This is a genomic window from Klebsiella sp. CB_Kp196 (assembly GCF_040061575.1).
GTDB lineage: Bacteria > Pseudomonadota > Gammaproteobacteria > Enterobacterales > Enterobacteriaceae > Klebsiella > Klebsiella michiganensis.
On record NZ_JBEAFH010000048.1, the window covers coordinates 32313 to 55984 of the forward strand.

Genomic DNA, 23672 nt, shown 5'->3' on the forward strand with positions numbered 1-23672 from the left:
GCTTCGCGCGCTTTCATCGTGACCAAAACTTAACAGATCTATTTTATGTTCGCCCGCGCCAGTATTGAGCCCCTTGAGTGGGAAAACCGCTTCTTCGGCGTCAATAGCGCCATTCTCCGCTTTGGCGACGATGCGCCGCCGCTGACGGTGCAAGCGCTGGCGGGATGGTCGCGGGTGCAGGCGAAAGTCGCGGCGGATGATGCCGCGCGCCTGGATGCGCTGCAGGCATTAGGCTTCCGGCTGGTGGAGGGCGAGGTCGATCTTGCGCTTTCGCCCGCGGCTTCTGATGATATCGGCGCCGAGCCGGCGACTGAGGTGGATATCCCCCGGCTGCGCGAACTGGCGGCGCTGGCCTTTGCGCAGAGCCGTTTTCGCGCCCCCTGGTACGCCGACGATGCCAGCGGTCGTTTCTATGCCCAGTGGATTGAAAATGCGGTGCGCGGAACCTTCGATCACCAGTGTCTGGTGCTTCGCGCCCCTGACGGCGATATCCGCGCGTTTGTCTCCCTGCGCCAGCTCAGCGAGCGCGAGGCGAGGATTGGCCTGCTGGCCGGACGCGGCGCCGGAGCGGAATTAATGCAGGCGGCGCAGCGCTGGGCCGTGCTGCGCGAGCTGACGACACTGCGGGTGGCGACCCAGATGGGCAACACCGCCGCGCTTAAACGTTACATTCTTAGCGGTGCCAATGTCGAAAGCACCGCGTACTGGTTATACAGGTGACATGATGATTCCATTTAACGCGCCGCCGGTGGTGGGTACCGAGCTTGATTATATGCAGTCCGCGATGGGGAGCGGCAAGCTGTGCGGCGATGGCGGTTTTACCCGCCGCTGCCAGCAGTGGATGGAGCAGCGTTTCGGCACCGCGAAAGCGCTGCTGACGCCATCCTGCACCGCTTCGCTGGAAATGGCCGCGCTGCTGCTGGATATTCAGCCGGGCGATGAAGTGATTATGCCGAGCTATACCTTCGTCTCCACCGCCAACGCCTTTGTGCTGCGCGGCGCGAAAATCGTCTTCGTTGATATTCGTCGCGATACCATGAATATCGATGAAACGCTGATTGAAGCGGCCATCACCGAGAAAACCCGCGCGATTGTACCGGTCCACTACGCCGGCGTGGCCTGCGAGATGGACACCATTATGGCTATCGCCAGCAAGCATAATCTGTTTGTGGTGGAGGATGCTGCTCAGGGCGTGATGTCGACCTATAAAGGCCGGGCGCTCGGCACTATCGGCCATATTGGCTGCTTCAGCTTCCATGAAACCAAAAACTACACCGCGGGCGGTGAAGGCGGCGCAACGCTGATTAACGATCGCACGCTGATAGAGCGCGCGGAGATCATTCGTGAAAAAGGCACCAACCGCAGCCAATTTTTCCGTGGCCTGGTGGATAAATATACCTGGCGCGATATCGGCTCCAGCTACCTGATGTCCGATTTACAGGCGGCCTATCTGTGGGCGCAGCTGGAAGCGGCGGAGCGGATTAACCAGCAGCGTCTGGCGCTGTGGCAGAACTACTACGACGCCCTGCTGCCGCTGGCGCGCGCCGGGCGTATCGATCTGCCCATCGTGCCTGCCGACTGCGGGCAAAATGCGCATATGTTCTATATCAAGCTGCGCGATATTGACGATCGCAGCAAGCTGATCGCCTGGCTGAAAGAGGCGGAAATTCTGGCGGTATTCCACTATATCCCGCTGCACAGCTGCCCGGCCGGGGAGAACTTCGGCGAGTTCCACGGGACGGATCGCTACACGACCCAGGAGAGCGAACGCCTGCTGCGCCTGCCGTTATTCTACAATTTGTCGAACGTTAACCAGCGCACGGTGATTAACTCGCTGCTGAGCTATTTCTCCTGATATGTCGCTGGCAAAAGCGTCTCTGTGGACCGCGGCGTCCACGCTGGTCAAAATCGGCGCCGGTCTGCTGGTGGTAAAACTGCTGGCCGTGTCGTTCGGCCCGGCTGGCGTGGGGCAGGCGGGTAACTTCCGCCAACTGGTGACCGTGCTTGGCGTGCTGGCGGGGGCCGGGATATTCAACGGCGTCACGAAGCTGGTGGCGCAGCATCATGACGATCGCCGGCAGTTGAACAACGTCGTTGGCACCGCTTCAGCGATGGTACTCGGTTTCTCCACCCTGCTGGCGCTGATCTTCCTGCTGGCGGCCGCGCCAATAAGCCAGGGGCTATTCGGTCATCAACATTACCAGAATCTGGTACGGCTGGTGGCGCTGGTGCAGATGGGGATTGCCTGGGCGAATTTCCTGTTAGCGCTGATGAAAGGCTTTCGCGATGCGGCGGGTAATGCGCTGTCGCTTATCGCCGGGAGCCTGATTGGCGTGGCGGCGTACTATGCCTGCTACCGTTTTGGCGGTTATCAGGGCGCATTGCTGGGGCTGGCGCTGGTGCCGGCGCTGGTGGTGGTGCCGGCTGCTATCGTACTGTGGCGTCGCGGCAATATTCCGCTAAGCGCGCTGCGCCCGCGCTGGGACAACGGCCTGGCGGGGCAGCTGTCGAAATTTACCCTGATGGCGCTGATTACCTCGGTGACGCTGCCGGTCGCCTACGTGATGATGCGTAACCTGCTGGCGGCCCACTATGGCTGGGACGCGGTGGGGATCTGGCAAGGGGTGAGCAGCATCTCCGACGCCTATTTGCAGTTTATTACCGCGTCATTTAGCGTTTATCTTTTACCAACGCTGTCCCGTCTGACGGCGAAAGCGGATATCACCCGCGAGATTGGCAAATCGTTAAAATTTGTCCTCCCGGCGGTGGCGGCAGCGAGCTTAACGGTGTGGCTGCTGCGTGATTTCGCTATCTGGCTACTTTTTTCCGACCGCTTTACGGCGATGCGCGATCTGTTTGCCTGGCAGCTGGTGGGCGATGTGTTAAAGGTCGGGGCTTATGTTTATGGCTATCTGGTGATCGCCAAAGCCTCGCTGCGTTTTTATATTCTGACGGAAATCAGCCAGTTCACGCTGTTGACCGCATTCTCGCACTGGCTTATCCCGGCGCACGGCGCAATCGGCGCGGCGCAGGCGTATATGGCTACCTATATTGTTTATTTCGCCCTCTGCAGCGGCGTGTTTTTACTTTGGCGTAAACGGGCATGACAGCACTGATACATATACTGGGATCGGATATCCCGCACCACAACCAGACCGTGCTGCGGTTCTTTAATGATGAGCTGGCCGTGGATGACGAACAGGCTCGCCTGTTTATGGTTGTCGGTGATGCGACAGAAATTTGCGCCGCTTATCCCGCACTCTCCATTCGCTGCTATCCGGGGAAAAAGTCGCTGGCAAAGGCGGTTATCGCGCTGGCAAAGGCGAACCGGCAGCAGCGCTTTTTCTTTCACGGCCAGTTTAATACCGGCCTGTGGCTGGCGTTGCTCAGCGGCGGGATCCGCCCGGCGCAGTTTAACTGGCATATCTGGGGAGCGGATCTGTACGAGAACTCCGCCAGCCTGAAGTTTCGCCTGTTTTATCCCCTGCGGCGCCTGGCGCAGGGCCGGGTAGGTCGCGTGTTTGCGACCCGGGGCGATCTGAGCTGGTTCGCCGCCCGCCATTCTGGCGTAGCGGGAGAGCTGCTCTACTTTCCAACCCGCATGGATCCGGCGCTGAATTCGCTCGCCGATAGCGCGCCGCGCGGCGACACGCTGACTATCCTGGTGGGTAATTCCGGCGACCGTAGCAACGAGCATATTGCGGCGCTGCGTGCGATTCGCCAGCAGTTTGGCGATACGGTTAACGTTGTCGTGCCGATGGGTTATCCGGCAAATAATGGCGACTACATCAACGAAGTCCGCGCGGCCGGCGCGGCGCTGTTCAGCCCGCAGCATTTCCAGGTATTGAGCGACAAGCTGGCGTTTGATGACTACCTTGCCCTGCTGCGCCGCTGCGATCTTGGCTACTTCCTGTTTGCCCGCCAGCAGGGTATCGGCACGCTGTGCCTGCTGATTCAGGCGGGGATCCCCTGCGTGCTGAACCGGGAGAATCCCTTCTGGCAGGATATGTCGGAGCAGCATATTCCGGTACTCTTTACCAGCGATACGCTGGACGTGAGCGTTGTGCGTGAAGCGCAGCGCCAGCTGGCTGGCGTGGATAAAAATCAAATCGCCTTCTTCCGGCCGAATTACCTGACGGGCTGGCGACGAGCGTTGCGAATTGCTGCGGGGGTGGACGCATGACATTAATGCAATTTAGCGGGCTGCTGCTGGTCTGGCTGCTGTCGACGCTATTTATCGCCACCGCCACGTACTTTGAATTTCGTCGCGTACGCTTCAACTTCAACGTCTTTTTCTCGCTGCTGTATCTGCTGACGTTTTTCTTTGGCTTCCCGCTGACCAGTATTCTGGTGTTCCGCTTTGACGTCGCGGTCGCCCCGCCGGAAATTCTGCTGCAAACCCTGCTGGTTTCCGTCTGCTTTTATGCGGTTTATTACGTGACTTATAAAACGCGGCTACGGTCGGCGACGCACGGTCATCCGCATCGTCCGCTGTTTACGATGAATCGCGTGGAGACCCACCTCACCTGGGGCATTTTGCTGGGGCTGGCGCTGCTTTGCGTCGGCATCTTCTTTGCGCATAACGGCTTCCTGTTATTCAAGCTCAACTCCTACAGCCAGATCTTCTCCAGCGAAGTCTCCGGCGTGGCGCTAAAGCGCTTCTTCTACTTTTTCATCCCGGCAATGCTGGTGGTCTATTTTCTGCGTCAGGATTATAAAGCGTGGATATTCTTCCTTGTCAGCACCGTCGCCTTTGGCCTGCTGACCTACGCCATCGTTGGCGGCACCCGGGCGAATATCATTATCGCGTTTGCCATCTTCCTGTTTATCGGCATCATTCGCGGCTGGATTAGCCTGTGGATGCTGGCGGCGGCGGGCGTGCTGGGCATCGTCGGTATGTTCTGGCTGGCCCTGAAGCGCTATGGCATGAACGTCAGCGGCGATGAGGCGTTTTATACTTTCCTCTATCTGACCCGCGACACCTTCTCGCCGTGGGAGAATCTGGCCCTGCTGCTGCAAAATTACGACAAGATTGAGTTCCAGGGGCTGGCGCCAATCATCCGGGATTTTTACGTCTTTATCCCCAGCTGGTTGTGGCACGGTCGTCCGACAATGGTGCTCAATACCGCGAACTATTTCACCTGGGAAGTATTGAATAATCATTCTGGTCTGGCGATTTCGCCGACCCTGATTGGCTCGCTGGTGGTGATGGGCGGCGTCTGGTTCGTCCCGCTGGGCGCGGTGGCGGTTGGGCTGATTATTAAATGGTTTGACTGGCTGTACGAGCTTGGCAACCGGGAAACGAACCGCTATAAAGCGGCGATTCTGCACAGTTTCTGTTTTGGCGCTATCTTCAACATGATCGTGCTGGCGCGTGAAGGGCTGGATTCATTTGGCTCTCGCGTGGTTTTTTTCCTCGTTATCTTTGGGATCTGCCTGCTGGCGGCAAAACTGCTGTACTGGTTCCTGGATAGCGTGGGGCTGATTCACCGGCGGGCCAAACCGCTGACGCAACCTCAAGTCTGATAAGGGTGTACATGACTGAGACCACATCCGCGCCGTTGTACCTGCTGAGAGGGCTACAACTCATTGGTTGGCGCGATATGCAACACGCTCTGGATTATCTGTACGCCGATGGTGAGATCCGCACGGGAACGCTGGTGGCGATTAATGCAGAGAAGATGCTGGCGGTAGAAGACAGCCCCGAGGTCCGGGCGCTGATTGAAGCGGCAGAATTCAAATACGCTGATGGCATCAGCGTAGTACGTTCATTACGTAAAAAATACCCTCAGGCTCAGGTCTCGCGCGTCGCCGGAGCCGATTTATGGGAAGCCCTGATGGCGCGCGCAGGCGCTCAGGGAACGCCGGTATTTTTGATCGGCGGCAAGCCTGAGGTGCTGGCGCAGACGGAGCAGCAGCTTCGCCAGCGCTGGAACGTGAATATCGTTGGAAGCCAGGATGGTTATTTTGCCGCTGACCAGCGTCAGGCGCTATTTGAGCGTATCCGCGATAGCGGGGCGAAGATCGTCACGGTGGCAATGGGCTCGCCGCGTCAGGAGATCCTGATGCGCGACTGTCGGGACGTTTATCCGCAGGCGCTGTATATGGGCGTGGGCGGCACCTACGATGTCTTTACCGGCCACGTCCAGCGGGCGCCGAAGTTCTGGCAGGACCTGGGTCTGGAGTGGTTCTATCGCCTGGTTTCGCAGCCGAGCCGCATAAAAAGGCAGGCGCGCCTGCTGCGCTATTTACGCTGGCATTACACCGATAAGCTGTGACATTCCACTGCAAGCGGGTGGGTTTACCTGGGTATTCTGTGTAATGTCTTCACTCGCCTGATACTTTATTTGCCATTTCCCTCAAATTCATTAACCATTCGCATGCTTAAAACGCGACGGTCAGTTTACCGTCGCGCAGGCAGGGCTATTTATTCAATAAAAATAACCGGCATAGACACATCCCGGTTGGGATGCGCTTAAACCCGGAGCAGGGCAAACACAAGAGGCTATATGACTGAGAAAAAAGCGGAACTTCAGCGGGGACTGGAGGCGCGGCACATTGAGCTAATCGCTCTTGGTGGGACAATTGGCGTCGGGTTATTTATGGGCGCGGCCAGTACGCTGAAGTGGGCCGGACCTTCGGTTCTGCTGGCGTATATTATCGCCGGGCTCTTTGTCTTCTTCATCATGCGTTCGATGGGCGAAATGCTGTTCCTCGAACCGGTAACCGGATCGTTCGCCGTTTACGCACACCGCTATATGAGCCCATTTTTCGGCTATCTCACCGCCTGGTCCTACTGGTTTATGTGGATGGCGGTCGGGATATCGGAGATTACGGCTATCGGGGTTTATGTGCAGTTCTGGTTCCCGGATATGGCGCAGTGGATACCGGCGCTGATTGCCGTCGGGCTGGTGGCGCTGGCGAACCTCGCGGCGGTACGGCTGTACGGCGAAATTGAATTCTGGTTTGCCATGATTAAGGTCACCACCATTATTGTGATGATCGTGGTGGGGCTGGGCGTTATTTTCTTTGGCTTTGGCAACGGCGGGCACGCCATTGGCTTTGGCAATCTGACCGAGCACGGTGGCTTCTTCGCCGGCGGCTGGAAGGGCTTCCTGACGGCGCTGTGCATCGTGGTCGCGTCTTATCAGGGCGTCGAGCTTATCGGGATTACCGCCGGTGAAGCGAAGAACCCGCAGGTTACGCTGCGTAGCGCGGTTGGCAAGGTACTGTGGCGAATCCTGATTTTCTATGTAGGGGCGATTTTTGTGATCGTCACTATTTTCCCGTGGGATCAAATTGGCTCCAACGGCAGTCCGTTCGTACTGACCTTTGCCAAAATCGGCATCACCGCGGCGGCGGGCATTATCAACTTTGTGGTGCTCACGGCGGCGCTTTCCGGCTGTAACAGCGGTATGTACAGCTGCGGCCGCATGCTCTACGCGCTGGCAAAAAACCGTCAGCTGCCCGCGGCCATCGCCAAAGTCTCGCGCAACGGCGTGCCGTCAGCGGGCGTGGCGCTGTCGATCCTGATTCTGCTGGTCGGCTCGTGCCTGAACTACATTATCCCTAATCCACAGCGAGTTTTCGTCTACGTTTACAGCGCCAGCGTGCTGCCGGGGATGGTGCCGTGGTTTGTGATTCTGATTAGCCAGCTGCGTTTTCGTCTCGTGCATAAAGAAGCGATGGCCAGCCATCCGTTTCGCTCGCTGCTGTTCCCGTGGGCGAACTATTTGACCATGGCGTTCCTGATTTGCGTGCTGATAGGGATGGGATTTAACGACGATACGCGTATGTCGCTCTTTGTCGGAATGATTTTCCTCGCCGCCGTGACGCTTATTTATAAGGTATTTGGCCTTGGCCGACGCGGAAATGTTGATAATGTGGCGCAATAAGCAACAAAACGCACAAAGCATGAGCAAACAATAATTTTCTTTAAAAAGGCACTAGACAGCGGGGTAGGAAGTCCGTATTATCCGACCCCGCAACGGCGCTAAGCGCCCGTAGCTCAGCTGGATAGAGCGCTGCCCTCCGGAGGCAGAGGTCTCAGGTTCGAATCCTGTCGGGCGCACCATTTACCCGGTGCTGGAGCTGCGGTGGTTTCAATACCGCGTAAAAGATTTGCAGTGGTGGCTATAGCTCAGTTGGTAGAGCCCTGGATTGTGATTCCAGTTGTCGTGGGTTCGAATCCCATTAGCCACCCCATTATTTAGAAAGTTGTGATATTGCGAAGGTGGCGGAATTGGTAGACGCGCTAGCTTCAGGTGTTAGTGTTCTTACGGACGTGGGGGTTCAAGTCCCCCCCCTCGCACCACGACTTTATAAAGAATTGAACTAAAAATTCAAAAAAGCAGTACATCGGCGAGTAGCGCAGCTTGGTAGCGCAACTGGTTTGGGACCAGTGGGTCGGAGGTTCGAATCCTCTCTCGCCGACCAATTTTGAACCCCGCTTCGGCGGGGTTTTTTGTTTTCCGCTTTTGCAAAAACGTTCCTATCTCCCTGATATCGCAAAAAATATCTCGCTAATCAGCATGCGATTTATTGTCCAGAATAGTCCCAATTCCTTGTGCGGATAGATGCATTTTCTACCGATCCTGTGCGATAATAAACGGGTAGATGCTCATTCCATCTCTTATGTTCGCCTTAGTGCCTCATAAACTCAGGAATGATGCAGAGCCGTTTTACGGTGCTTATCGTCCACTGACAGATGTCGCATTTTATATGCTAAATCATTCATGATGTGTCGAGACGGCCAGCACGGGAATCCCCCGGAGCTTACAAAGGTAAGTGACTGGGGTGAGCGTGTGCAGCCAACGAAGAGACAGCGTGAAGGATGAAGCATATAGCCTCATCAAACACCATGGACACTACGTTGAGTGAAGCACCCAATTTGTTGTCAAACAGACCTGTTTTAACGCCTGCCCTGGTTTCAGAGCAGGCGTTTTTTTCTTTTCAGGGATAGAGAAACGCTCAGGCGGGAAGAGAAGAGATTCTCGCCCCCGATGGAGGCGAGAAGGGCATTACTGCTGCGGGTTGTTTTGCAGGGTTAACAGCAGGCCGTCGCGACGCATCGTCGCCGCTTCTTCCGGCTGATGCAGGCGGTCAAGTGTATCGGCCAGCCACGCGTAGTCAAACGCATCCGGGCGCTGCTTGAGCGCTGCGCGGAACGCGATGCTGGCTTCCTGCCACTCGCCGTGACGCATGAGCGATTGTCCCAGCGTACTCCACAGCAGCGGACGGTCGCCGACCGTTTTGATCTGCTGGCGCAGCACCTTTTCCAGCTGTTCCGGATTATTCGTTTTCAGCCGCGGGATCGGCATCACCAGACGATCGTCGTAGTGCTTTTTCAGACCTTCGATAATAATCTGCTGCGCGGTATCATGGTCGTCGCTTTCGATAAGGCGATTAGCCATTGCCACCTGTAGCGCCACCTGGCTGCGGGTTTTTCGGTTCTGGCTTTTCCACCAGTCGCGCAGACCTTCGCTGCCGCCATCGGCCAGCGTTTTATCCATCAGGCCAATCCACGCCAGCTGTTCCAGTTCGGCACGGTGCTCCTCATCGCTGACGTTGGCTTTCGCCATTGATGGAAGAATATCCAGCAGCGAATTCCAGGCGCCGGTACGAATGTAGGCCTGCTCGGCGAGGCGCAGGACCTCCGGATGACGCGGCGTGATCTCCAGCAGCTTGTCGATGCCGTGGCGGGCGGCGTGGTTTTCATTACGCGCCAGCTGCAGGCGTACGCGGGTGATTTCGACAGGTATCAGGTCGTCGCCGGCGAGCTCTGTCGCGCGCTCCAGATGCTGGTTGGCGCGGGCTTCATCGCCACGCTGCTGGGCGGCTTCTGCCGCCAGCAGGTAGTTCACAACGGGCTGCTCAGCGTGATCGGCATTTTTCGCCATCAGCTTCTCAACCTGCTGATAATCGCCCTCCGCCAGCTTCAGCAGCGCCTGCTCGGTTTGCTTACGCGCGCGGCGACGCTTGCGGCCCACGAACCAGCCGCGGGTATGCGCGCCGGTGCGGAAAATGCGCCGCAGCAGCCACTCAATGGCAAACAGCACCACCATGGTGAGGATCATGATGATCGCTAACCCGGTGACGCTGGTTTCAATGTTGTAATTATCGGTCTGGATCAGGACGTAGCCCTGATGACCCGCGATCATCGGACCGACCACGATCCCGGCAAGCAGCAGCGCGAAGAGTAAGAGAATTTTCAACATGCGTTACTCTCCTTGTGGCGCAGGCGTTGGCGCGTGGGCAGCAGGTGCCGGCGCGGGAGCCGGGGCGCTGGCCTGGGTTTCAGCCGGCTGCGCCATCAGATTACGTACCCGCGTTTGCATCAGTTTCTCAAGCAGCGCCTGGCTCTGCAGGCTCTCCGGTACGTTCATGGTGATGCTTTGCTGGCTGAGCTTATCCACGTCCTCAAGGAAGGCTTTGGTGGTGGCATCTTCAGTGTCGTAGTAAGCACGAACCCACGTCGAGACGTTATCCAGAGCCTGTTTGTAGGTTTCTTCCTGATGACGCGGAACCGCCTGCGCCGCGACCAGCAGACGGGAGCGGATGTTTTCGCGCAGATAAACGTCCTGGTTTGGCGCCAGCAGCGGCACGGCGGTCTCATCGCGGCGGCGAACGGTAATAAAGCTGTCCATAAAGTTCTGCCAGCTTTTTTGCAGGTTTACCCGCCACTCGCTAATGGAGCTGGATAGCTCATCGCTATCGGAATCCATCGGGGTGTCATCGTCGTTGTTGTCCGCCAGGCGTAAATTATCGATCTGGTTGGCGAGCTGGTTCACTTTCAGAATGATGCCGTCGTAGTCGACCTGACTCACGGCGGAAAGCGAAGCAATATCGTCGGTAATGGCGCGACGGGCGGAAATCAGGCTCGGATCGTTCATATCGGCGAGGCTGGCATCAGCGCTTTTCAGCAGCGCGGCGGCGGTCGTCACGTCCTGATCGCTCCACAGCTTACGTCCGGCCAGTTTTACGAGGAAATCAGCCTGCGCGAGCAGCCAGGTTTTTGCATCGCTGCCGGAAATGACCGCGACCTTCTCCTGCACTTCTTCCAGCTTCTTCGCCAGAGAATCCTGCTGACGCTGCGCTTCCGTCAGCTGGTCGGCCTGCTGCTTGATGATGCCTTCAAGCTCGCTTTTTTGGCTCTCCTGCGCTTTTTGCAGCGCGGCGATCTGGCTGGATAGCCCGGCGCTGGCTTCGCTCTGGCGGGTTGCCTGAGTCTTCGTCAGACCATAAAGGCCTACGCCAGCGGCGAGGGCGATAGCGATAGCTATAGCGCTCAGGGCGAGGCTGGTTTTACTGCCGCCGTTTTTCTTTTCGACATTCTTCTCTGGCTGTGGCGTCGTTTCCACGGCCTCCCTGGTCTCTTCAACCACGGCGGATTGATTCTGTTGTTCCGTCATTATGGCTTCCAATGTTGAGAGTTATTGTAATGCGCGTAGCAGCGCATCGTTGTCGGCGCTATCGGCAACCTGGATATCCTGCCAGCCCAATTCCCTGGCCTGCTCGGCCAGACGTTCACTGACAACGAAAATGCGACAGCTCAGGAGCCAACGTTCGCGATACCACTGTGGTATTAGCGTCCAGAGCTGCTGCAGCATCTCGCCGCTGGTGATGACCAGCGTCGAAACCCCGCGAGACTGCCAGCGCATTGCTTCTTCTGCGCCATCGTAGTGCCTTGCACTACGTTGATAACATTCACAAAAAGTGACATCAGCACCGCGTTCGCGAAGCGTGTCACCGAGTAATTCCCGCCCGCCGTTGCCGCGCAGGATGAGCGCTTTTTTCCCCGCAATGTTTTGTAATTCAGGTAATTGTAGCAAGACTTCGCTGATTTCCCGATCTAACGGGTAGCGAACTTGTCGATTACTGACCTTATGCAGGGCCAGCGCGGTGGTGCGGCCAATGGCAAAATAGTCGGGCGCCGTGGGCCAGCGCAGCCCCTGCTGCTGGAGGCGAGCGTGGGCAAACTCGACGGCATGCTGAGATAGCGCGAAGAGCAAATCGCCTGCGGCGAGGCTTGCCAGCTGGCCGCCCAGCTCAGGGAGCTGACGGCCCGGGGTAAACTCAATGAGCGGAAAGCTCCAGGCCACGCGTCCCAGCGCGCGCAGGCGGCTGACTAACTCTTCGCCTTGCGGCAGCGGACGGGTAACCAGAATGCTCATTGAGGCGCTTCTCCTGCGTAGACGACGGCGAGAATGTCGCGAGCGCCGTTATCCAGAAGTTCTTCGGCAAGGGCGACGCCCAGCGTTTCGGCATCTTCCGGGCGACCGCGCCGCTCGCCGCGTACCGTGTGTGAGCCATCCGGCGCGCCAACCAGCGCGCGCAGCCATAGCTCACCGTCGATCAGTTCGGCATAGCTGCCGATAGGCACCTGACAGCCGCCTTCAAGCCGGGTGTTCATCGCCCGTTCAGCGCGGACGCGGATGGCCGTTTCCGTATGATTCAGCGGGGCCAGCAGCGTTTTGGTCCATTCGTCGTCAAGGCGACACTCAATGCCGACCGCGCCCTGGCCGACGGCGGGCAGAGATTGCTCCGGGGACAGCGGTTGACGAATACGCGCCTCAAGGTTCAGGCGCTTAAGCCCTGCGGCGGCCAGAATAATGGCGTCGTACTCGCCGCTATCAAGCTTGCCCAGACGCGTGCCAACGTTGCCGCGCAGGGAGCGGATCGTGAGATCCGGCCGCGCGGCGGCCAGCTGACACTGACGGCGTAAACTTGAGGTGCCAACGATGCTGCCGTGGGGGAGTTCATCAATGGAAGCGTAGTGATTCGAGACAAAGGCATCGCGCGGATCTTCGCGTTCACAGATGGTCACCAGCCCCAGCCCTTCGGGAAACTCCACCGGCACGTCCTTCATAGAATGGACGGCAATGTCGGCGCGACCTTCCAGCATGGCCAGCTCTAACTCTTTCACAAAGAGGCCCTTACCGCCCACTTTTGCAAGGGGCGTATCAAGGATCACGTCGCCGCGGGTGACCATAGGCACCAGCTCAACGGAAAGCCCCGGATGATAGGACTCCAGGCGCTCTTTCACATAATGTGCCTGCCATAGCGCAAGCGGGCTTTGCCGTGTGGCAATTCTCAAAACTTTGTCTAACATGCTTGTTACCGTCATAGTCGACCACTGACCATCCTAACATTGTTGTCTTAGGGATGTTAGTTTTGTGGGGTTAAGGGTCGCGGCCATTTTTTTAGCCTTTCATGCGTTTGCGGGTTGCCGCAAACGTAGTGAAGAATTTACACGTAGTAAAGGGTGCTACACTTGTATGTAGCTCATCTTTCTTTACGGTCAATCAGCAAGGTGTTAGATTGATCACGTTTTAAACCATTTGTCAGTCAGCAGTTCATCACAACCACACCGACGACGAATGGTGACGGTTTTTGTTGAAATACTGAAACTCTCCGTACTATTGTACGTCGGGTTTTTGAACATCAGGCGATATGTCTTGTACCTCTATATTGAGACACTGAAACAGAGACTGGATGCCATCAACCAATTGCGCGTGGATCGCGCCCTTGCTGCCATGGGACCCGCTTTCCAGCAGGTTTACAGTCTACTGCCGACATTACTACATTATCATCATCCGCTGATGCCGGGTTACCTTGACGGTAACGTTCCCCGTGGCATTTGCCTCTACACGCCTGATGAAACCCAACGTCACTATCTTGATGAACTCGAGCTCAACCGTGGAATGCTGGCCAAAGAGCCGCCGAAAGGCGAGCTGCCGATCACCGGCCTTTACTCTATGGGCAGTACTTCTTCCGTCGGCCAAAGCTGCTCTTCCGACCTGGATATCTGGGTTTGCCACCAATCATGGCTGGATAGCGAAGAGCGCCAGCTGCTGCAGCGCAAATGTAGCCTGCTCGAGAGCTGGGCCGCGTCGCTGGGCGTTGAGGTCAGCTTCTTCCTGATCGACGAAAACCGCTTCCGCCATAACGAAAGCGGCAGCCTGGGCGGTGAAGACTGCGGCTCAACCCAACACATCCTGCTGCTGGATGAGTTTTACCGTACCGCGGTGCGCCTTGCCGGGAAACGTATTCTGTGGAATATGGTGCCGTGCGATGAAGAAGAGCATTACGACGATTACGTGATGAGCCTCTACGCGCAGGGCGTGCTGACGCCGAACGAATGGCTGGATCTCGGCGGCCTGAGCTCCCTCTCGGCAGAAGAGTACTTCGGCGCCAGCCTGTGGCAGCTGTATAAAAGCATCGACTCGCCCTATAAGGCGGTGCTGAAGACGCTGCTGCTGGAAGCGTACTCCTGGGAGTATCCCAACAACCGTCTGCTGGCGAAAGATATCAAGCAGCGCCTGCATGATGGTGAAATCGTCTCGTTTGGCCTTGACCCTTACTGCATGATGCTGGAGCGCGTCACGCTCTATCTGCAGGCCATCGAAGATGAAACGCGCCTCGATCTGGTGCGTCGATGTTTCTATTTAAAAGTGTGCGAGAAGCTGAGCCGCGAGCGCGCCTGCGTCGGCTGGCGCCGTGAAGTCGTCAGCCACCTGGTGAAAGAGTGGGGCTGGGATGAAAAGCGTCTGATGATGCTCGATAACCGGGCCAACTGGAAGATTGACGAAGTCCGTAAAGCGCACAACGAACTGCTTGATGCGATGATGCAGAGCTATCGCAACCTGATTCGCTTTGCGCGCCGTAATAACCTGAGCGTTTCCGCCAGCCCGCAGGATATTGGCGTGCTGACGCGTAAGCTGTACGCCGCCTTTGAAGCGCTGCCGGGGAAAGTGACCCTGGTAAACCCGCAAATTTCGCCGGATCTGTCTGAGCCGAATCTGACTTTCATCCACGTGCCGCCGGGCCGTGCCAACCGTACCGGCTGGTATGTCTATAACCGCGCGCCGGACATGGAATCGATCATCAGCCATCAGCCGCTGGAATATAACCGTTATCTTAATAAGCTGGTGGCCTGGGCCTGGTTTAACGGCCTGCTGACGTCACGCACACGCCTGTTTATTAAGGGCAACGGGATTGTCGACCTGGCGAAACTGCAGGAGATGGTGGCCGATGTGGCGCATCACTTCCCGCTGCGCCTGCCGTCTCCGACGCCGAAAGCGCTGTATAGCCCCTGCGAAATTCGCCACCTGGCGATTATCGTCAACCTCGAATATGACCCGACGGCGGCCTTCCGCAATCAGGTGGTGCATTTCGACTTCCGCAAGCTGGATGTTTTCAGCTTCGGCGAAGAGCAAAAGTGCCTGATTGGCAGCATCGATCTGCTGTATCGCAACTCGTGGAACGAGGTGCGCACGCTGCACTTTAACGGCGAGCAGGCGATGATCGAAGCGCTGAAAACCATTCTTGGCAAGATGCACCAGGACGCCGCGCCGCCGGATAGCGTGGAAGTTTTCTGCTATAGCCAGCATCTGCGCGGCCTGATCCGCACTCGCGTGCAGCAACTGGTGTCTGAATGCGTTGAGCTGCGTCTTTCCAGCACCCGCCAGGATACCGGCCGTTTTAAAGCGCTACGCGTTTCCGGGCAGACCTGGGGACTCTTCTTCGAGCGTCTTAACGTCTCGGTACAGAAACTGGAAAACGCCATCGAATTCTACGGCGCGATTTCGCATAACAAACTGCACGGCCTGTCGGTGCAGGTGGAAACCAACCACGTCAGGCTGCCGCAGGTGGTGGATGGTTTTGCCAGCGAAGGGATTATTCAGTTCTTCTTTGAAGATGCGGATAACGATAACGGATTTAACATCTATATCCTTGATGAGAGCAACCGCGCCGAGGTGTATCACCACTGCGAAGGTAGCAAAGAAGAGCTGGTACGCGACGTCAGCCGCTTCTACTCTTCGTCGCATGACCGCTTTACCTACGGCTCCAGCTTTATCAACTTTAACCTGCCGCAGTTTTATCAAATCGTCGATGTCGACGGCCGCGAACAGGTGATCCCGTTCCGCAGCCAGGTGATTGCCGCGGCGACCCTTGCTGCAGGTGAGGATTCCGCGACATCATCGATGTTGCAGCACTACTCATGACCCGCCGCGTAGACCTGTCATTCGGCGCAGGTAAATTTCCCGGGGGCGCTTCGCTTGCCTGGGCTTCGGGGTGATATGGGTTTTGTCGCCCGGATACGGCGTTAGCCGCAATCCGGGGAACTCGAATCACGCGCGTTTAGCGAAAACTCACCGCTTCACCGGCCTGCGCGGTCGCCGCCTGTTCCAGCAGATCCCAGAAGGTTTCGCCGCTGCGGTCGCATACCCACTCGTCGCCTTTCAAGTCGAAATGGTAGCCGCCTTGTTTTGTCGCCAGCCATACCTGGTGCAGCGGCTCCTGGCGGTTGATAATAATTTTGCTGCCGTTTTCAAAGCTGATAGTCAGCACGCCGCCGTTGATTTCGCAGTCGATATCGCTGTCGCCATCCCAGTCGTCGAGACGCTCTTCGATGGTCATCCACAGGGTATCGGCCAGGCGATGGAATTCACTGTCGTTCATGGTTCTTTCCCGCTTTTTTGATCGTGGCGGCAGTATAGCGCAATCTACGATGACTTCGGCAGATGGCGAAGGCGGATCAGCAGTAGAGACGTCACGATCGCCATCGCCAGCAGCCCGTAACGCGCGCTCAGCATCCGGCTCTGTTGATAATGCTGAAGAAGGCCAGAGAGATCGCCGGGCGCCAGGTTTTGTGTCTGGATAAGCTGATGGAAAGTCCGATCACTCGTCCAGGGGATAAACGTGAGATGACTGATGGCCTGTCGGGCGGCCAGGCCCATTGCCGGGTCGTGCTGTACCTGATATTTCATCAGGAAGGTCAACACCGTGAGCATGACGGTACTGATTAACGCCATTCCTAATGCCTGCCCGATATCGCGCGAGGCGGCCTGAACGCCGCCGGACTGTTCGGCGTGCCGATTCCCTGCGCCAGTGGTGACCAGTATCGGGGCATTGGCCGCGATGGTGCCCATCCCCGCGCCGATTAAACAAAGCCCTGACGCCATCAGTACAGGGGTAAACCCCGTTACGTGCAGCGCCGCGGCGGCGACCAGAGCGCCGGCGATTCCCGCCGTCAGCCCCATCTGGCACTGGCGGCGAGGGTTTCGCTGCTGAATAAACAGCGGCAGGCCCAGCGAACAGGCGGCGAGACATATCGCAAAAGGGAGTATCAGCAGCCCTGTTTCCATCGCCGATACGCTTTTAACAATCTGCGCAAAACTCACCACGGTAAAAATAGCCGAACTGTAGGCAAAAAATATCCAACCGGTGAGATAGAGCCCGTGGCGCACCAGGCGGGTTTTCAGGAAAACCGCGGGGAGCAGAGCGTGGCCGGTAGTGGCTTCAAAATGACGTTCCCAGCGCAGCATCATCATCAGCACCATCAGGCCGCAGAGAATAACGAAAGGGGCGGGGCTCAGGCCGAGAACGCTCACTGCCGGGTCGAAGGGCATAACCAGCCCCCAGACCGGGATGCGCAGAATACCGAAAATCGTCAGGAACAGCCCCAGGGTGCCTAACAGAAAGCCCGGGGTATCGAAGGCGATAGCGGCGCGTTTGTTTTCTGATGCCGGGATGATGACGGAGCAGAGCAGGATAAGCAGCGCCAGCAGGCCAAGCGAGGCAAACGCGATGCGCCAGCCGACGTGGTCCAGCAAATATCCGCATACAATTGGACCACAGGCGAATGAAATGCCGCTGGAGGCGCCCAGAGCGCCAAAGGCGGCAACCCGTCGTCGCTGCTGATACAGGGCAGAGATCAGGCCAAAAACGGCGGGGATCATCAGGCTACCGCCTATCCCGGCGGTCAGACGCGCGCCCCAGGTGAAGAGCGCGATCGATGGCGAAAAAAAGGCGCAGGCTTCGGCGAGGATAAAAATCAGGCAGCCGATGCGAAACAGCATTCGCCAACCCCAGATACACCCCAGCATTCCGCCTGCCACCATAAACGTGCCCGCAATCAACGGATACATGGTATTCGCTGTACTGACCTGCCCAAGCGTGGCGTGCAGATCGTTCATTAGCGCCTGCGTGGCGATACTTAACGTCACGTTATCGGCGGAAGCCAGAAACTGTGCGCAGCATAAGACAACCAAAGGTAACCAGTTTGTCGGTGTAGGGGTGGTGGTCACAGCGTGTTCCTTTTTGATAGAAACGACAAAACGCGCCCTTCCTCGCGGGAGGGGCGCGTTATTGTTAGTTATCTTTCGATCTTAACTCAGATTTTCGACTTCTTCGCACGCGGCTCTTCTCCTGCTGCGTCATCAGAACCCCTGGCGCGGACGGGAAGATTGCGCGTCCCGAATAAAAACAGCAGCGTCATGACCGCGGTGGCGACCATACCCGCTCGCGTGGCTTTCAGGCGGGCGGTTTTATAGACCTGGTTGAGTTCCGTTACATCCTTCTGATTCACGCCCTGGTCCAGCATCAGCGTTGAGAAACCCGTATCGCTGAGATAAGGAATAACGGAAAGATTTGCCACCTTCTGCTGTGTATCCTGGCTTAGCGAAGCGTCGTGGCTGGCCATATCCTGTACCGTCATGGTGACCGCCGTCAGCATCACCATACCGCAAACCGCTACGCCGATTGCCTGGCCGACGTTACGCGAAGTCGCCTGCACGCCGCCGGACTGCTGCGCATCGCGCGCCGGCAGAGCGCTGGTAACAATATAGCTGGAATAGGCGGAAACGATGCCCATACTGACGCCAATCAGACACATCCCTATCGGCACGATCATGCTGAAATCGGACGGGCCAAAGCCGAAGATGCACAACACGGAGCCCAGCGTGCCGATGAGCAGCGCGCTCTGGCACATCCGTTTCGGATTCGCGTTTTTCCAGACGATCGGCAGCCCCAGCGAAAAGACCACGACGCCCAGCGCAAACGGCAGAATGAGCAAGCCGGTTTCAATACCGTTCAGCCCGGCAACCACCTGTACAAAGCTCACGGTCACAAAAATACCGGAACCGTAGGCGAGGAAGATAAACGCCGTCAGATAGAGACCGTTACGCACCTGCGGCGTTGCGAGGAACGACAGCGGGATCAGCGCGCTGCCGGTGGTGGCTTCGCGATGGCGCTCCCACTTCAGCATAATCGCCAGCACGATCAGGCCAAACAGGACGAGGAACGGCGCCGGGCTAAGACCCATGACGGTGAACGGCGCGTTAAACGGCGTAAACAGACCCCAGCTCGAGACTTTCAGGAAGCCGAGGATCACGCTGAACAGGCCGATAACCGTCAGGACGACGCCCGGCAGATCGAACACCACTTTGCGTTCAGGTTTTGCCGGCGTAGGGACGAGGAAAGAGCCGCTGAAGATCACGATGCACAGGCCGGCGATAGCGGCAAACGCGGCGCGCCAGCCGAGGTGGTCAACCAGCAGGCCGCAAATCAGCGGGCCGGCGGCGAAGGAGACGCCGCTAGCTGCGCCGATAGCGCCAAAGGCGATCGCCTGCTGGCGGCCTTTATAGTTACTGGCGATAAGCCCCAGCACCGAAGGGATCATAAAGCTTCCGCCAATACCGGAAAGCAGACGGGCGCCGTAGGTGAAGACCAGCATGTTCGGTGAGAAATAAGCGGTCAGCTCGGCAAGAAACAGCAGCGCGCAGCCGATGCGGAAGGTTTTCTTCCAGCCGACGATAAGTCCGGCCATCCCGGCGGCGACCATCAGAGAGCCCGCGGCCAGCGAATACATCGCGTTGGCGATGCTGATGAGATCCATTGACGCGTGCAGGTCTTTGACCAGCGCGCCGGTAGCGATGCTCAGCGTGGCATTATCGCCGGATGTCGAAAGCTGAGCGAGGCACAGCACCAGCAGCGGCAACCATTTCATCGCCGTATCGGCGGCCGCGTTGCGCGACATGCCGGGAGAGTTAATTACTGAATTTGTCGTCATGATCGTGTTCTGTGGTTAATTTCAGGCAATCTACACATCATCCTTCAAGCTGCCTCTGTGCTGGCTGCCTGCGTTCACCCCGGTCGCTTACTGTAATAAGTGACCGAGGATTCTCTCAGGTGCCGCCTTGATGCAATGTGAATGATTTTGTGCAATAGCTATCCGCCCGACGTCGCCGCCGGGTGGATAATGTTCGCAACAGGATTACTGGATTTGCTGTTTCTTACCGCCCAGCACGGTGCCCCAGACCTTCACATCTTTAAGCTGAACCGGCTCGATGGCCTGCGGATCCTCTTCCAGCACGGTGAAGTCGGCATATTTACCGCATTCGATGCTGCCGATCAGATGGTCCATTTTCATGGTCCATGCCGCGCCGAGGGTCATCGCGTGCAGCGCTTGATCGACGGAGATTTTTTCCGCTTCGCCCAGTACGCGCCCGGATGCCGTCAGGCGGTTCACCGCGCACCAGCCGGTGAACAGTGGGTTGATGGGGGTGATGCCGCAATCGCTGTGGAAGGCGAAAGGAATACCGTGGCGCACCGCGCTGCCGCAGGCGTCCATACGCATTGCGCGCTCCGGGCCCATGGTTTGGCTGTAGTGCTGATCGCCCCAGTAATAGATGTGGTTGCTGAAAAAGTTCACGCCCATACCCATCTCTTTGATGCGTTTGAACTGATCTTCACGCAGCATCTGCGCGTGCTGCATCACCGCGCGGTGGTTCACTGCCGGAATACGATTCAGGGTTTTCTCGACGGCTTTAATGAACGCTTCCGAGGCCTCGTCGCCGTTACAGTGGCAGTGAACCTGGTAGCCGCGGGACATGATGTCGTAGACCTGCTGCTCCACCTCTTCCGGCGTAGCGTTCCACGCGCCGTTGTGGCCATCCAGATAATAGAAGGGCTCCAGCATCCGTCCTGACCCACCCTGGATAGAGCCGTCGAGGAAGATTTTCATCGGGCCGAAGTGCATTTTTTCGTGCCCGTGACGCATGACGTCCGGGGCGAAATCCAGCGCTTCCTGGAAGGGTTTTTTGACGAAAGGAGGACCGTAGGCCACCAGCAGACGAATCGGGAAGTCCTCTTCACGGGTCATGCGGATGTAGTTGGTCATCAGCTCGGGATTGCTGAAATCGGTCAGACCCATATCGGCTGCGCTGGTGCAGCCTGCGCGAAACGCTTCCTGGCCGAAATTGGCGATGGCGATTTCGGTGGTGAGTTCGTCCCAGAAACCATATTTATTCAGGATTGGCCCCATGGCGGCGAACTCCACCAGCTCGCCGTGCAGCGTACCGTCCTGATTTTTCACCACGCCTTCAATCTGGCAGTCGTCAAATATTCCGCAGTCGTGCAGCGCGGCGGTATTGGCGCCCATCAGGTGGATGCTCATATGGATAACCGCGACCGGACGGGTGGTTGAGACGCGGTCCAGATGTTCGCGACCCAGCTTTTCGCTGCCGAAATAAATGGGATCAACGCCCCATGCGATCAGCGGCGCGTGCGGATCGGTCATCTCACGTTCCACCGCCTGCAGCGCGCTGACGACGTCGTCAAAAGAGCGGCAGCCTTTCCAGACTTTACCGGTATGGTCCGGGCGATCGTAGTAACCCACATAGGGGAATTGCCACATACCGCCGCCGGTGACGTGCGAGTGGGCTTCAATCAGGCCGGGCATTAACACTTTATCGGCAAAGGTCTCGTCCAGCTGGTATTCGCCAAAGCCGGTGAGTTCTTCAAGCGTGCCGGTGCCTAAAATACGGTCGCCGCGCACCGCGACATGGGTGGTCTCCGGGCGGTTCGGGCACATCGTAATGATTTTTTTAGCGGCAAAAATCGTGATTTCTGATGCTGACATAGTAGGCTCAATCATTCAGGGTTCAGAGAGCAATGAAAGGTGTCGCTTTCATCATGAGTATTAATGCGCCTATGCTAATTGTCATATTGGATGTATAACAGGACCAAAAACCCACGATATTAAGGTGCCAATTTGTCGGTTGCTCTGCCTTTTGATTTAACGGGAATAAAGCTGGATGCTGGCAGAAAGCGTAGCGAGCAGCTTTATCGCGCCCTGAGAGAGAAGATGGTGAATACGCCCGGTCTTCACGGGGCTAAACTACCCGCGACGCGTGAGCTGGCGCGGCTGCTGGGGGTTTCTCGCAATACGGTGGTCTCGGTCTACGAGCGTTTATATGCCGATGATTTAATTGAAACCCGACAGGGCGACGGCACCTATATACGTTATCGCGGGCAGGAGGTTGACGAAGGCCCCGACGTCCCTGAAATTCCTGCCTTACGCGTCGACTCGCGCCTGCCGCTGACGGCGCGGTTTAATCGCCATTTTGTGCACGATGGCCCGCCGAAGGCTTTTCGCATCGGCATGCCCGCGATTGACCATTTCCCGTTTGATACCTGGTCGCGCCTGCAAAACCGCTTCTGGCGGCGGCGACCCATTGCGCAAATGGGTTACGGCGTTCCGGCGGGCGATTTACAGCTGCGCGAGCTTATCGCCAGCTATCTGCATACCTCGCGCGGCCTGAAGTGCGATCCGGCTCAGGTGATTATTACCCTTGGCGCACAGCAGGCGATAATGCTCTGTTCCGCGCTGCTGCTGCGCGTCGGGCAGGACGTCATTATGGAAAACCCCTGCCACTGGGCGGCGGCGGGCGTATTCTCCTGCCTTGGTTTGAATATTAAAGCGATTAACGTTGATGATGAGGGGCTTCAGACGGCGCAGTTGACGGATTATCCCGACGCCCGGATGGTCTACGTGAGCCCGTCATGCCAGTACCCGACGGGCGCGACGCTCTCGCTATCGCGGCGGATGACGCTGCTGGAGTGGGCCAGAAAGCATCAGGCGTGGATTATGGAGGATGATTACGACGGCGAGTATCGCTATAACGGCACGCCGCTGATGCCGCTCGCCGCGCTGGATAACCGCCATCGGGTGATTTATATCGGTTCGTTTTCCAAAGTGATGTATCCCGCGCTACGCCTGGGCTACATGGTGGTTCCGCAACAGCTGGTGGAACCGCTGAACCTGCTGCGTACGCTATCCACCCGCCAGCCGCCAATGAACGACCAGCAGGTGATGGCGAGCTTTATTTCGGAGGGGCATTTCCAGCCCCATATCCGGCGAATGCGCAGAATCAGTAAAAGCCGTCGCGATCTGCTGCTGGCCGAGTGGAATCAGCATCTGAGCCATATTGGCGTGATGCCGGAAGTGGCCTCGGGGCTACATGCGGCGATTACGCTGGATGATGCTGAAACAGAAACCCGTCTCGTTAGCCAGGCCCAGGCGGCAGGCGTGGAAATTACGCCGCTGAGCGCATTGTGGATCCCCGGTACGCCTGAAAGCCGCCATCATTACGGCGTGGTGCTGGGATTTGCCGGCGTGATGGAAGCGGATATTGTGCAGTCGATACAGGTGCTAAAAAAATGCTGGCAGTGACCCTGCTAAAATGAATACTCAGCGTATATCTACCAACGCGTTTGCGCTGTAACCCTGGTGGAAATCCGCTTTTCAGATGTCATAAAGCTGCCCTAAACGCTTGCTTTTACGTCTTCTCCTGCGATGATAGAAAACAGAAAGAATGAATTACGGGCTACTATCCATGAAAAACGTTTTCCCAGCGCTTGCCGTTTTATTTGCGGTCCTCAGCCTCACCGGCTGTGGTCTGAAAGGGCCGCTCTATTTCCCGCCAGCGGATAAAACGGCGCCTCCGCCGACTAAACCGGTTGATAGCGGTATCCAGAGCTCTACGCCGGATCGTAACGATCGCGGTGATAGCGGTGGTCCGACCCAGGTGAATTACTGACAGTTC

18 protein-coding genes and 4 tRNA genes are annotated in these 23672 nt (G+C 57.4%); 14 read left to right on the forward strand and 8 right to left on the reverse strand.

Going from position 1 to position 23672, the window contains the following annotated elements:
* Nucleotides 1–45 precede the first annotated feature (45 nt).
* The 11 genes from rffC to ABLU87_RS15970 all read left to right on the forward strand — a co-directional run bounded on the left by rffC (nucleotide 46) and on the right by ABLU87_RS15970 (nucleotide 8436).
* The gene (rffC, locus tag ABLU87_RS15920) at nucleotides 46–720 is read left to right on the forward strand and encodes a dTDP-4-amino-4,6-dideoxy-D-galactose acyltransferase (protein ID WP_122117182.1); all 675 of its coding nucleotides are present in this window, start codon (nucleotides 46–48) and stop codon (nucleotides 718–720) included.
* Between the two features lie 4 nt (nucleotides 721–724).
* On the forward strand, nucleotides 725–1855 hold the full coding sequence (gene rffA / locus ABLU87_RS15925) for a dTDP-4-amino-4,6-dideoxygalactose transaminase (RefSeq protein WP_004097526.1): 1131 nt from the start codon (nucleotides 725–727) through the stop codon (nucleotides 1853–1855).
* A 1-nt stretch (nucleotide 1856) separates the two neighbouring features.
* Nucleotides 1857–3107 carry a lipid III flippase WzxE gene (wzxE, locus tag ABLU87_RS15930; RefSeq protein ID WP_014227457.1) on the forward strand — a complete coding sequence of 417 codons (1251 nt, stop codon included), beginning with the start codon at nucleotides 1857–1859 and terminating at the stop codon, nucleotides 3105–3107.
* Nucleotides 3104–4183 carry a TDP-N-acetylfucosamine:lipid II N-acetylfucosaminyltransferase gene (locus tag ABLU87_RS15935; RefSeq protein ID WP_116280840.1) on the forward strand — a complete coding sequence of 360 codons (1080 nt, stop codon included), beginning with the start codon at nucleotides 3104–3106 and terminating at the stop codon, nucleotides 4181–4183. Before wzxE ends, ABLU87_RS15935 begins: the two co-directional genes overlap by 4 nt.
* Nucleotides 4180–5526: an ECA oligosaccharide polymerase gene (wzyE, locus tag ABLU87_RS15940; protein WP_014227459.1), complete on the forward strand. Its 1347-nt coding sequence runs from the start codon at nucleotides 4180–4182 to the stop codon at nucleotides 5524–5526. Before ABLU87_RS15935 ends, wzyE begins: the two co-directional genes overlap by 4 nt.
* An 11-nt stretch (nucleotides 5527–5537) precedes the next feature.
* A complete protein-coding gene (wecG, locus tag ABLU87_RS15945) occupies nucleotides 5538–6278 on the forward strand; it encodes a lipopolysaccharide N-acetylmannosaminouronosyltransferase (protein WP_014227460.1) in 741 nt (246 codons plus the stop codon).
* Between the two features lie 231 nt (nucleotides 6279–6509).
* Nucleotides 6510–7895 carry an amino acid permease gene (locus ABLU87_RS15950; protein ID WP_014227461.1) on the forward strand — a complete coding sequence of 462 codons (1386 nt, stop codon included), beginning with the start codon at nucleotides 6510–6512 and terminating at the stop codon, nucleotides 7893–7895.
* Nucleotides 7896–7997: 102 nt separating this feature from the next.
* Nucleotides 7998–8074 (forward strand) — tRNA-Arg (locus ABLU87_RS15955).
* Nucleotides 8075–8129: 55 nt separating this feature from the next.
* A tRNA-His gene (locus tag ABLU87_RS15960) sits at nucleotides 8130–8205 on the forward strand.
* Nucleotides 8206–8227: 22 nt separating this feature from the next.
* Nucleotides 8228–8314: transfer RNA gene (locus ABLU87_RS15965), tRNA-Leu, on the forward strand.
* A 45-nt stretch (nucleotides 8315–8359) separates the two neighbouring features.
* Nucleotides 8360–8436 (forward strand) — tRNA-Pro (locus ABLU87_RS15970).
* Between the two features lie 584 nt (nucleotides 8437–9020).
* Here ABLU87_RS15970 and hemY read toward each other — a convergent pair.
* From hemY to hemC, 4 genes are read right to left on the reverse strand one after another with little or no spacing between them, the layout of a single operon-like run.
* Nucleotides 9021–10217: a protoheme IX biogenesis protein HemY gene (gene hemY / locus ABLU87_RS15975; RefSeq protein ID WP_048263613.1), complete on the reverse strand. Its 1197-nt coding sequence runs from the start codon at nucleotides 10215–10217 to the stop codon at nucleotides 9021–9023.
* A 3-nt stretch (nucleotides 10218–10220) separates the two neighbouring features.
* Nucleotides 10221–11411 carry a uroporphyrinogen-III C-methyltransferase gene (gene hemX, locus ABLU87_RS15980; RefSeq protein WP_004097536.1) on the reverse strand — a complete coding sequence of 397 codons (1191 nt, stop codon included), beginning with the start codon at nucleotides 11409–11411 and terminating at the stop codon, nucleotides 10221–10223.
* Between the two features lie 21 nt (nucleotides 11412–11432).
* A complete protein-coding gene (hemD, locus tag ABLU87_RS15985; RefSeq protein WP_004097542.1) occupies nucleotides 11433–12173 on the reverse strand; it encodes a uroporphyrinogen-III synthase in 741 nt (246 codons plus the stop codon).
* Nucleotides 12170–13111: a hydroxymethylbilane synthase gene (gene hemC / locus ABLU87_RS15990; RefSeq protein ID WP_196942141.1), complete on the reverse strand. Its 942-nt coding sequence runs from the start codon at nucleotides 13109–13111 to the stop codon at nucleotides 12170–12172. Before hemC ends, hemD begins: the two co-directional genes overlap by 4 nt.
* A gap of 346 nt (nucleotides 13112–13457) precedes the next feature.
* Here hemC and cyaA point away from each other — a divergent pair, with 346 nt between their 5' ends.
* On the forward strand, nucleotides 13458–16007 hold the full coding sequence (gene cyaA / locus ABLU87_RS15995) for a class I adenylate cyclase (RefSeq protein ID WP_009651720.1): 2550 nt from the start codon (nucleotides 13458–13460) through the stop codon (nucleotides 16005–16007).
* Between the two features lie 136 nt (nucleotides 16008–16143).
* On the opposite strand, the gene cyaY is transcribed toward cyaA, so the two are convergent.
* From cyaY to ABLU87_RS16015, 4 genes are all read right to left on the reverse strand, one after another.
* A complete protein-coding gene (gene cyaY, locus ABLU87_RS16000) occupies nucleotides 16144–16464 on the reverse strand; it encodes an iron donor protein CyaY (protein WP_004097546.1) in 321 nt (106 codons plus the stop codon).
* A 44-nt stretch (nucleotides 16465–16508) separates the two neighbouring features.
* Nucleotides 16509–18092, reverse strand: a complete 1584-nt coding sequence (locus ABLU87_RS16005) for an MFS transporter (protein ID WP_122116954.1) — start codon at nucleotides 18090–18092, stop codon at nucleotides 16509–16511.
* 86 nt (nucleotides 18093–18178) lie between these two features.
* Nucleotides 18179–19855 (reverse strand): MFS transporter, encoded by a 1677-nt coding sequence (locus ABLU87_RS16010; protein WP_122116953.1) that lies wholly within the window; start codon nucleotides 19853–19855, stop codon nucleotides 18179–18181.
* Nucleotides 19856–20059: 204 nt separating this feature from the next.
* A complete protein-coding gene (locus tag ABLU87_RS16015; protein WP_122116952.1) occupies nucleotides 20060–21706 on the reverse strand; it encodes an amidohydrolase in 1647 nt (548 codons plus the stop codon).
* Between the two features lie 132 nt (nucleotides 21707–21838).
* On the opposite strand from ABLU87_RS16015, the gene ABLU87_RS16020 reads away from it, so the two are divergent.
* Both ABLU87_RS16020 and ABLU87_RS16025 read left to right on the forward strand, forming a co-directional pair.
* Entirely contained in the window at nucleotides 21839–23299 is a 1461-nt protein-coding gene (locus ABLU87_RS16020) for a PLP-dependent aminotransferase family protein (protein ID WP_025108405.1), read from the forward strand.
* A gap of 163 nt (nucleotides 23300–23462) precedes the next feature.
* Nucleotides 23463–23666, forward strand: coding sequence for a lipoprotein (locus ABLU87_RS16025; RefSeq protein WP_009651708.1), 204 nt, complete (start codon nucleotides 23463–23465; stop codon nucleotides 23664–23666).
* Nucleotides 23667–23672 lie beyond the last annotated feature (6 nt).

Excerpts from the sequence above, each read along its gene's own strand:
- cyaY (WP_004097546.1), bottom strand. The coding sequence starts at position 16,464 with ATGAACGACAGTGAATTCCATCGCCTGGCCGATACCCTGTGGATGACC.
- rffC (WP_122117182.1), top strand. The coding sequence starts at position 46 with ATGTTCGCCCGCGCCAGTATTGAGCCCCTTGAGTGGGAAAACCGCTTC.
- wzyE (WP_014227459.1), top strand. The coding sequence starts at position 4,180 with ATGACATTAATGCAATTTAGCGGGCTGCTGCTGGTCTGGCTGCTGTCG.
- rffA (WP_004097526.1), top strand. The coding sequence starts at position 725 with ATGATTCCATTTAACGCGCCGCCGGTGGTGGGTACCGAGCTTGATTAT.
- hemC (WP_196942141.1), bottom strand. The coding sequence starts at position 13,111 with ATGTTAGACAAAGTTTTGAGAATTGCCACACGGCAAAGCCCGCTTGCG.
- ABLU87_RS15950 (WP_014227461.1), top strand. The coding sequence starts at position 6,510 with ATGACTGAGAAAAAAGCGGAACTTCAGCGGGGACTGGAGGCGCGGCAC.
- hemD (WP_004097542.1), bottom strand. The coding sequence starts at position 12,173 with ATGAGCATTCTGGTTACCCGTCCGCTGCCGCAAGGCGAAGAGTTAGTC.
- wzxE (WP_014227457.1), top strand. The coding sequence starts at position 1,857 with ATGTCGCTGGCAAAAGCGTCTCTGTGGACCGCGGCGTCCACGCTGGTC.
- ABLU87_RS16015 (WP_122116952.1), bottom strand. The coding sequence starts at position 21,706 with ATGTCAGCATCAGAAATCACGATTTTTGCCGCTAAAAAAATCATTACG.
- hemX (WP_004097536.1), bottom strand. The coding sequence starts at position 11,411 with ATGACGGAACAACAGAATCAATCCGCCGTGGTTGAAGAGACCAGGGAG.
- ABLU87_RS16010 (WP_122116953.1), bottom strand. The coding sequence starts at position 19,855 with ATGACGACAAATTCAGTAATTAACTCTCCCGGCATGTCGCGCAACGCG.
- hemY (WP_048263613.1), bottom strand. The coding sequence starts at position 10,217 with ATGTTGAAAATTCTCTTACTCTTCGCGCTGCTGCTTGCCGGGATCGTG.
- ABLU87_RS16025 (WP_009651708.1), top strand. The coding sequence starts at position 23,463 with ATGAAAAACGTTTTCCCAGCGCTTGCCGTTTTATTTGCGGTCCTCAGC.
- wecG (WP_014227460.1), top strand. The coding sequence starts at position 5,538 with ATGACTGAGACCACATCCGCGCCGTTGTACCTGCTGAGAGGGCTACAA.
- ABLU87_RS15935 (WP_116280840.1), top strand. The coding sequence starts at position 3,104 with ATGACAGCACTGATACATATACTGGGATCGGATATCCCGCACCACAAC.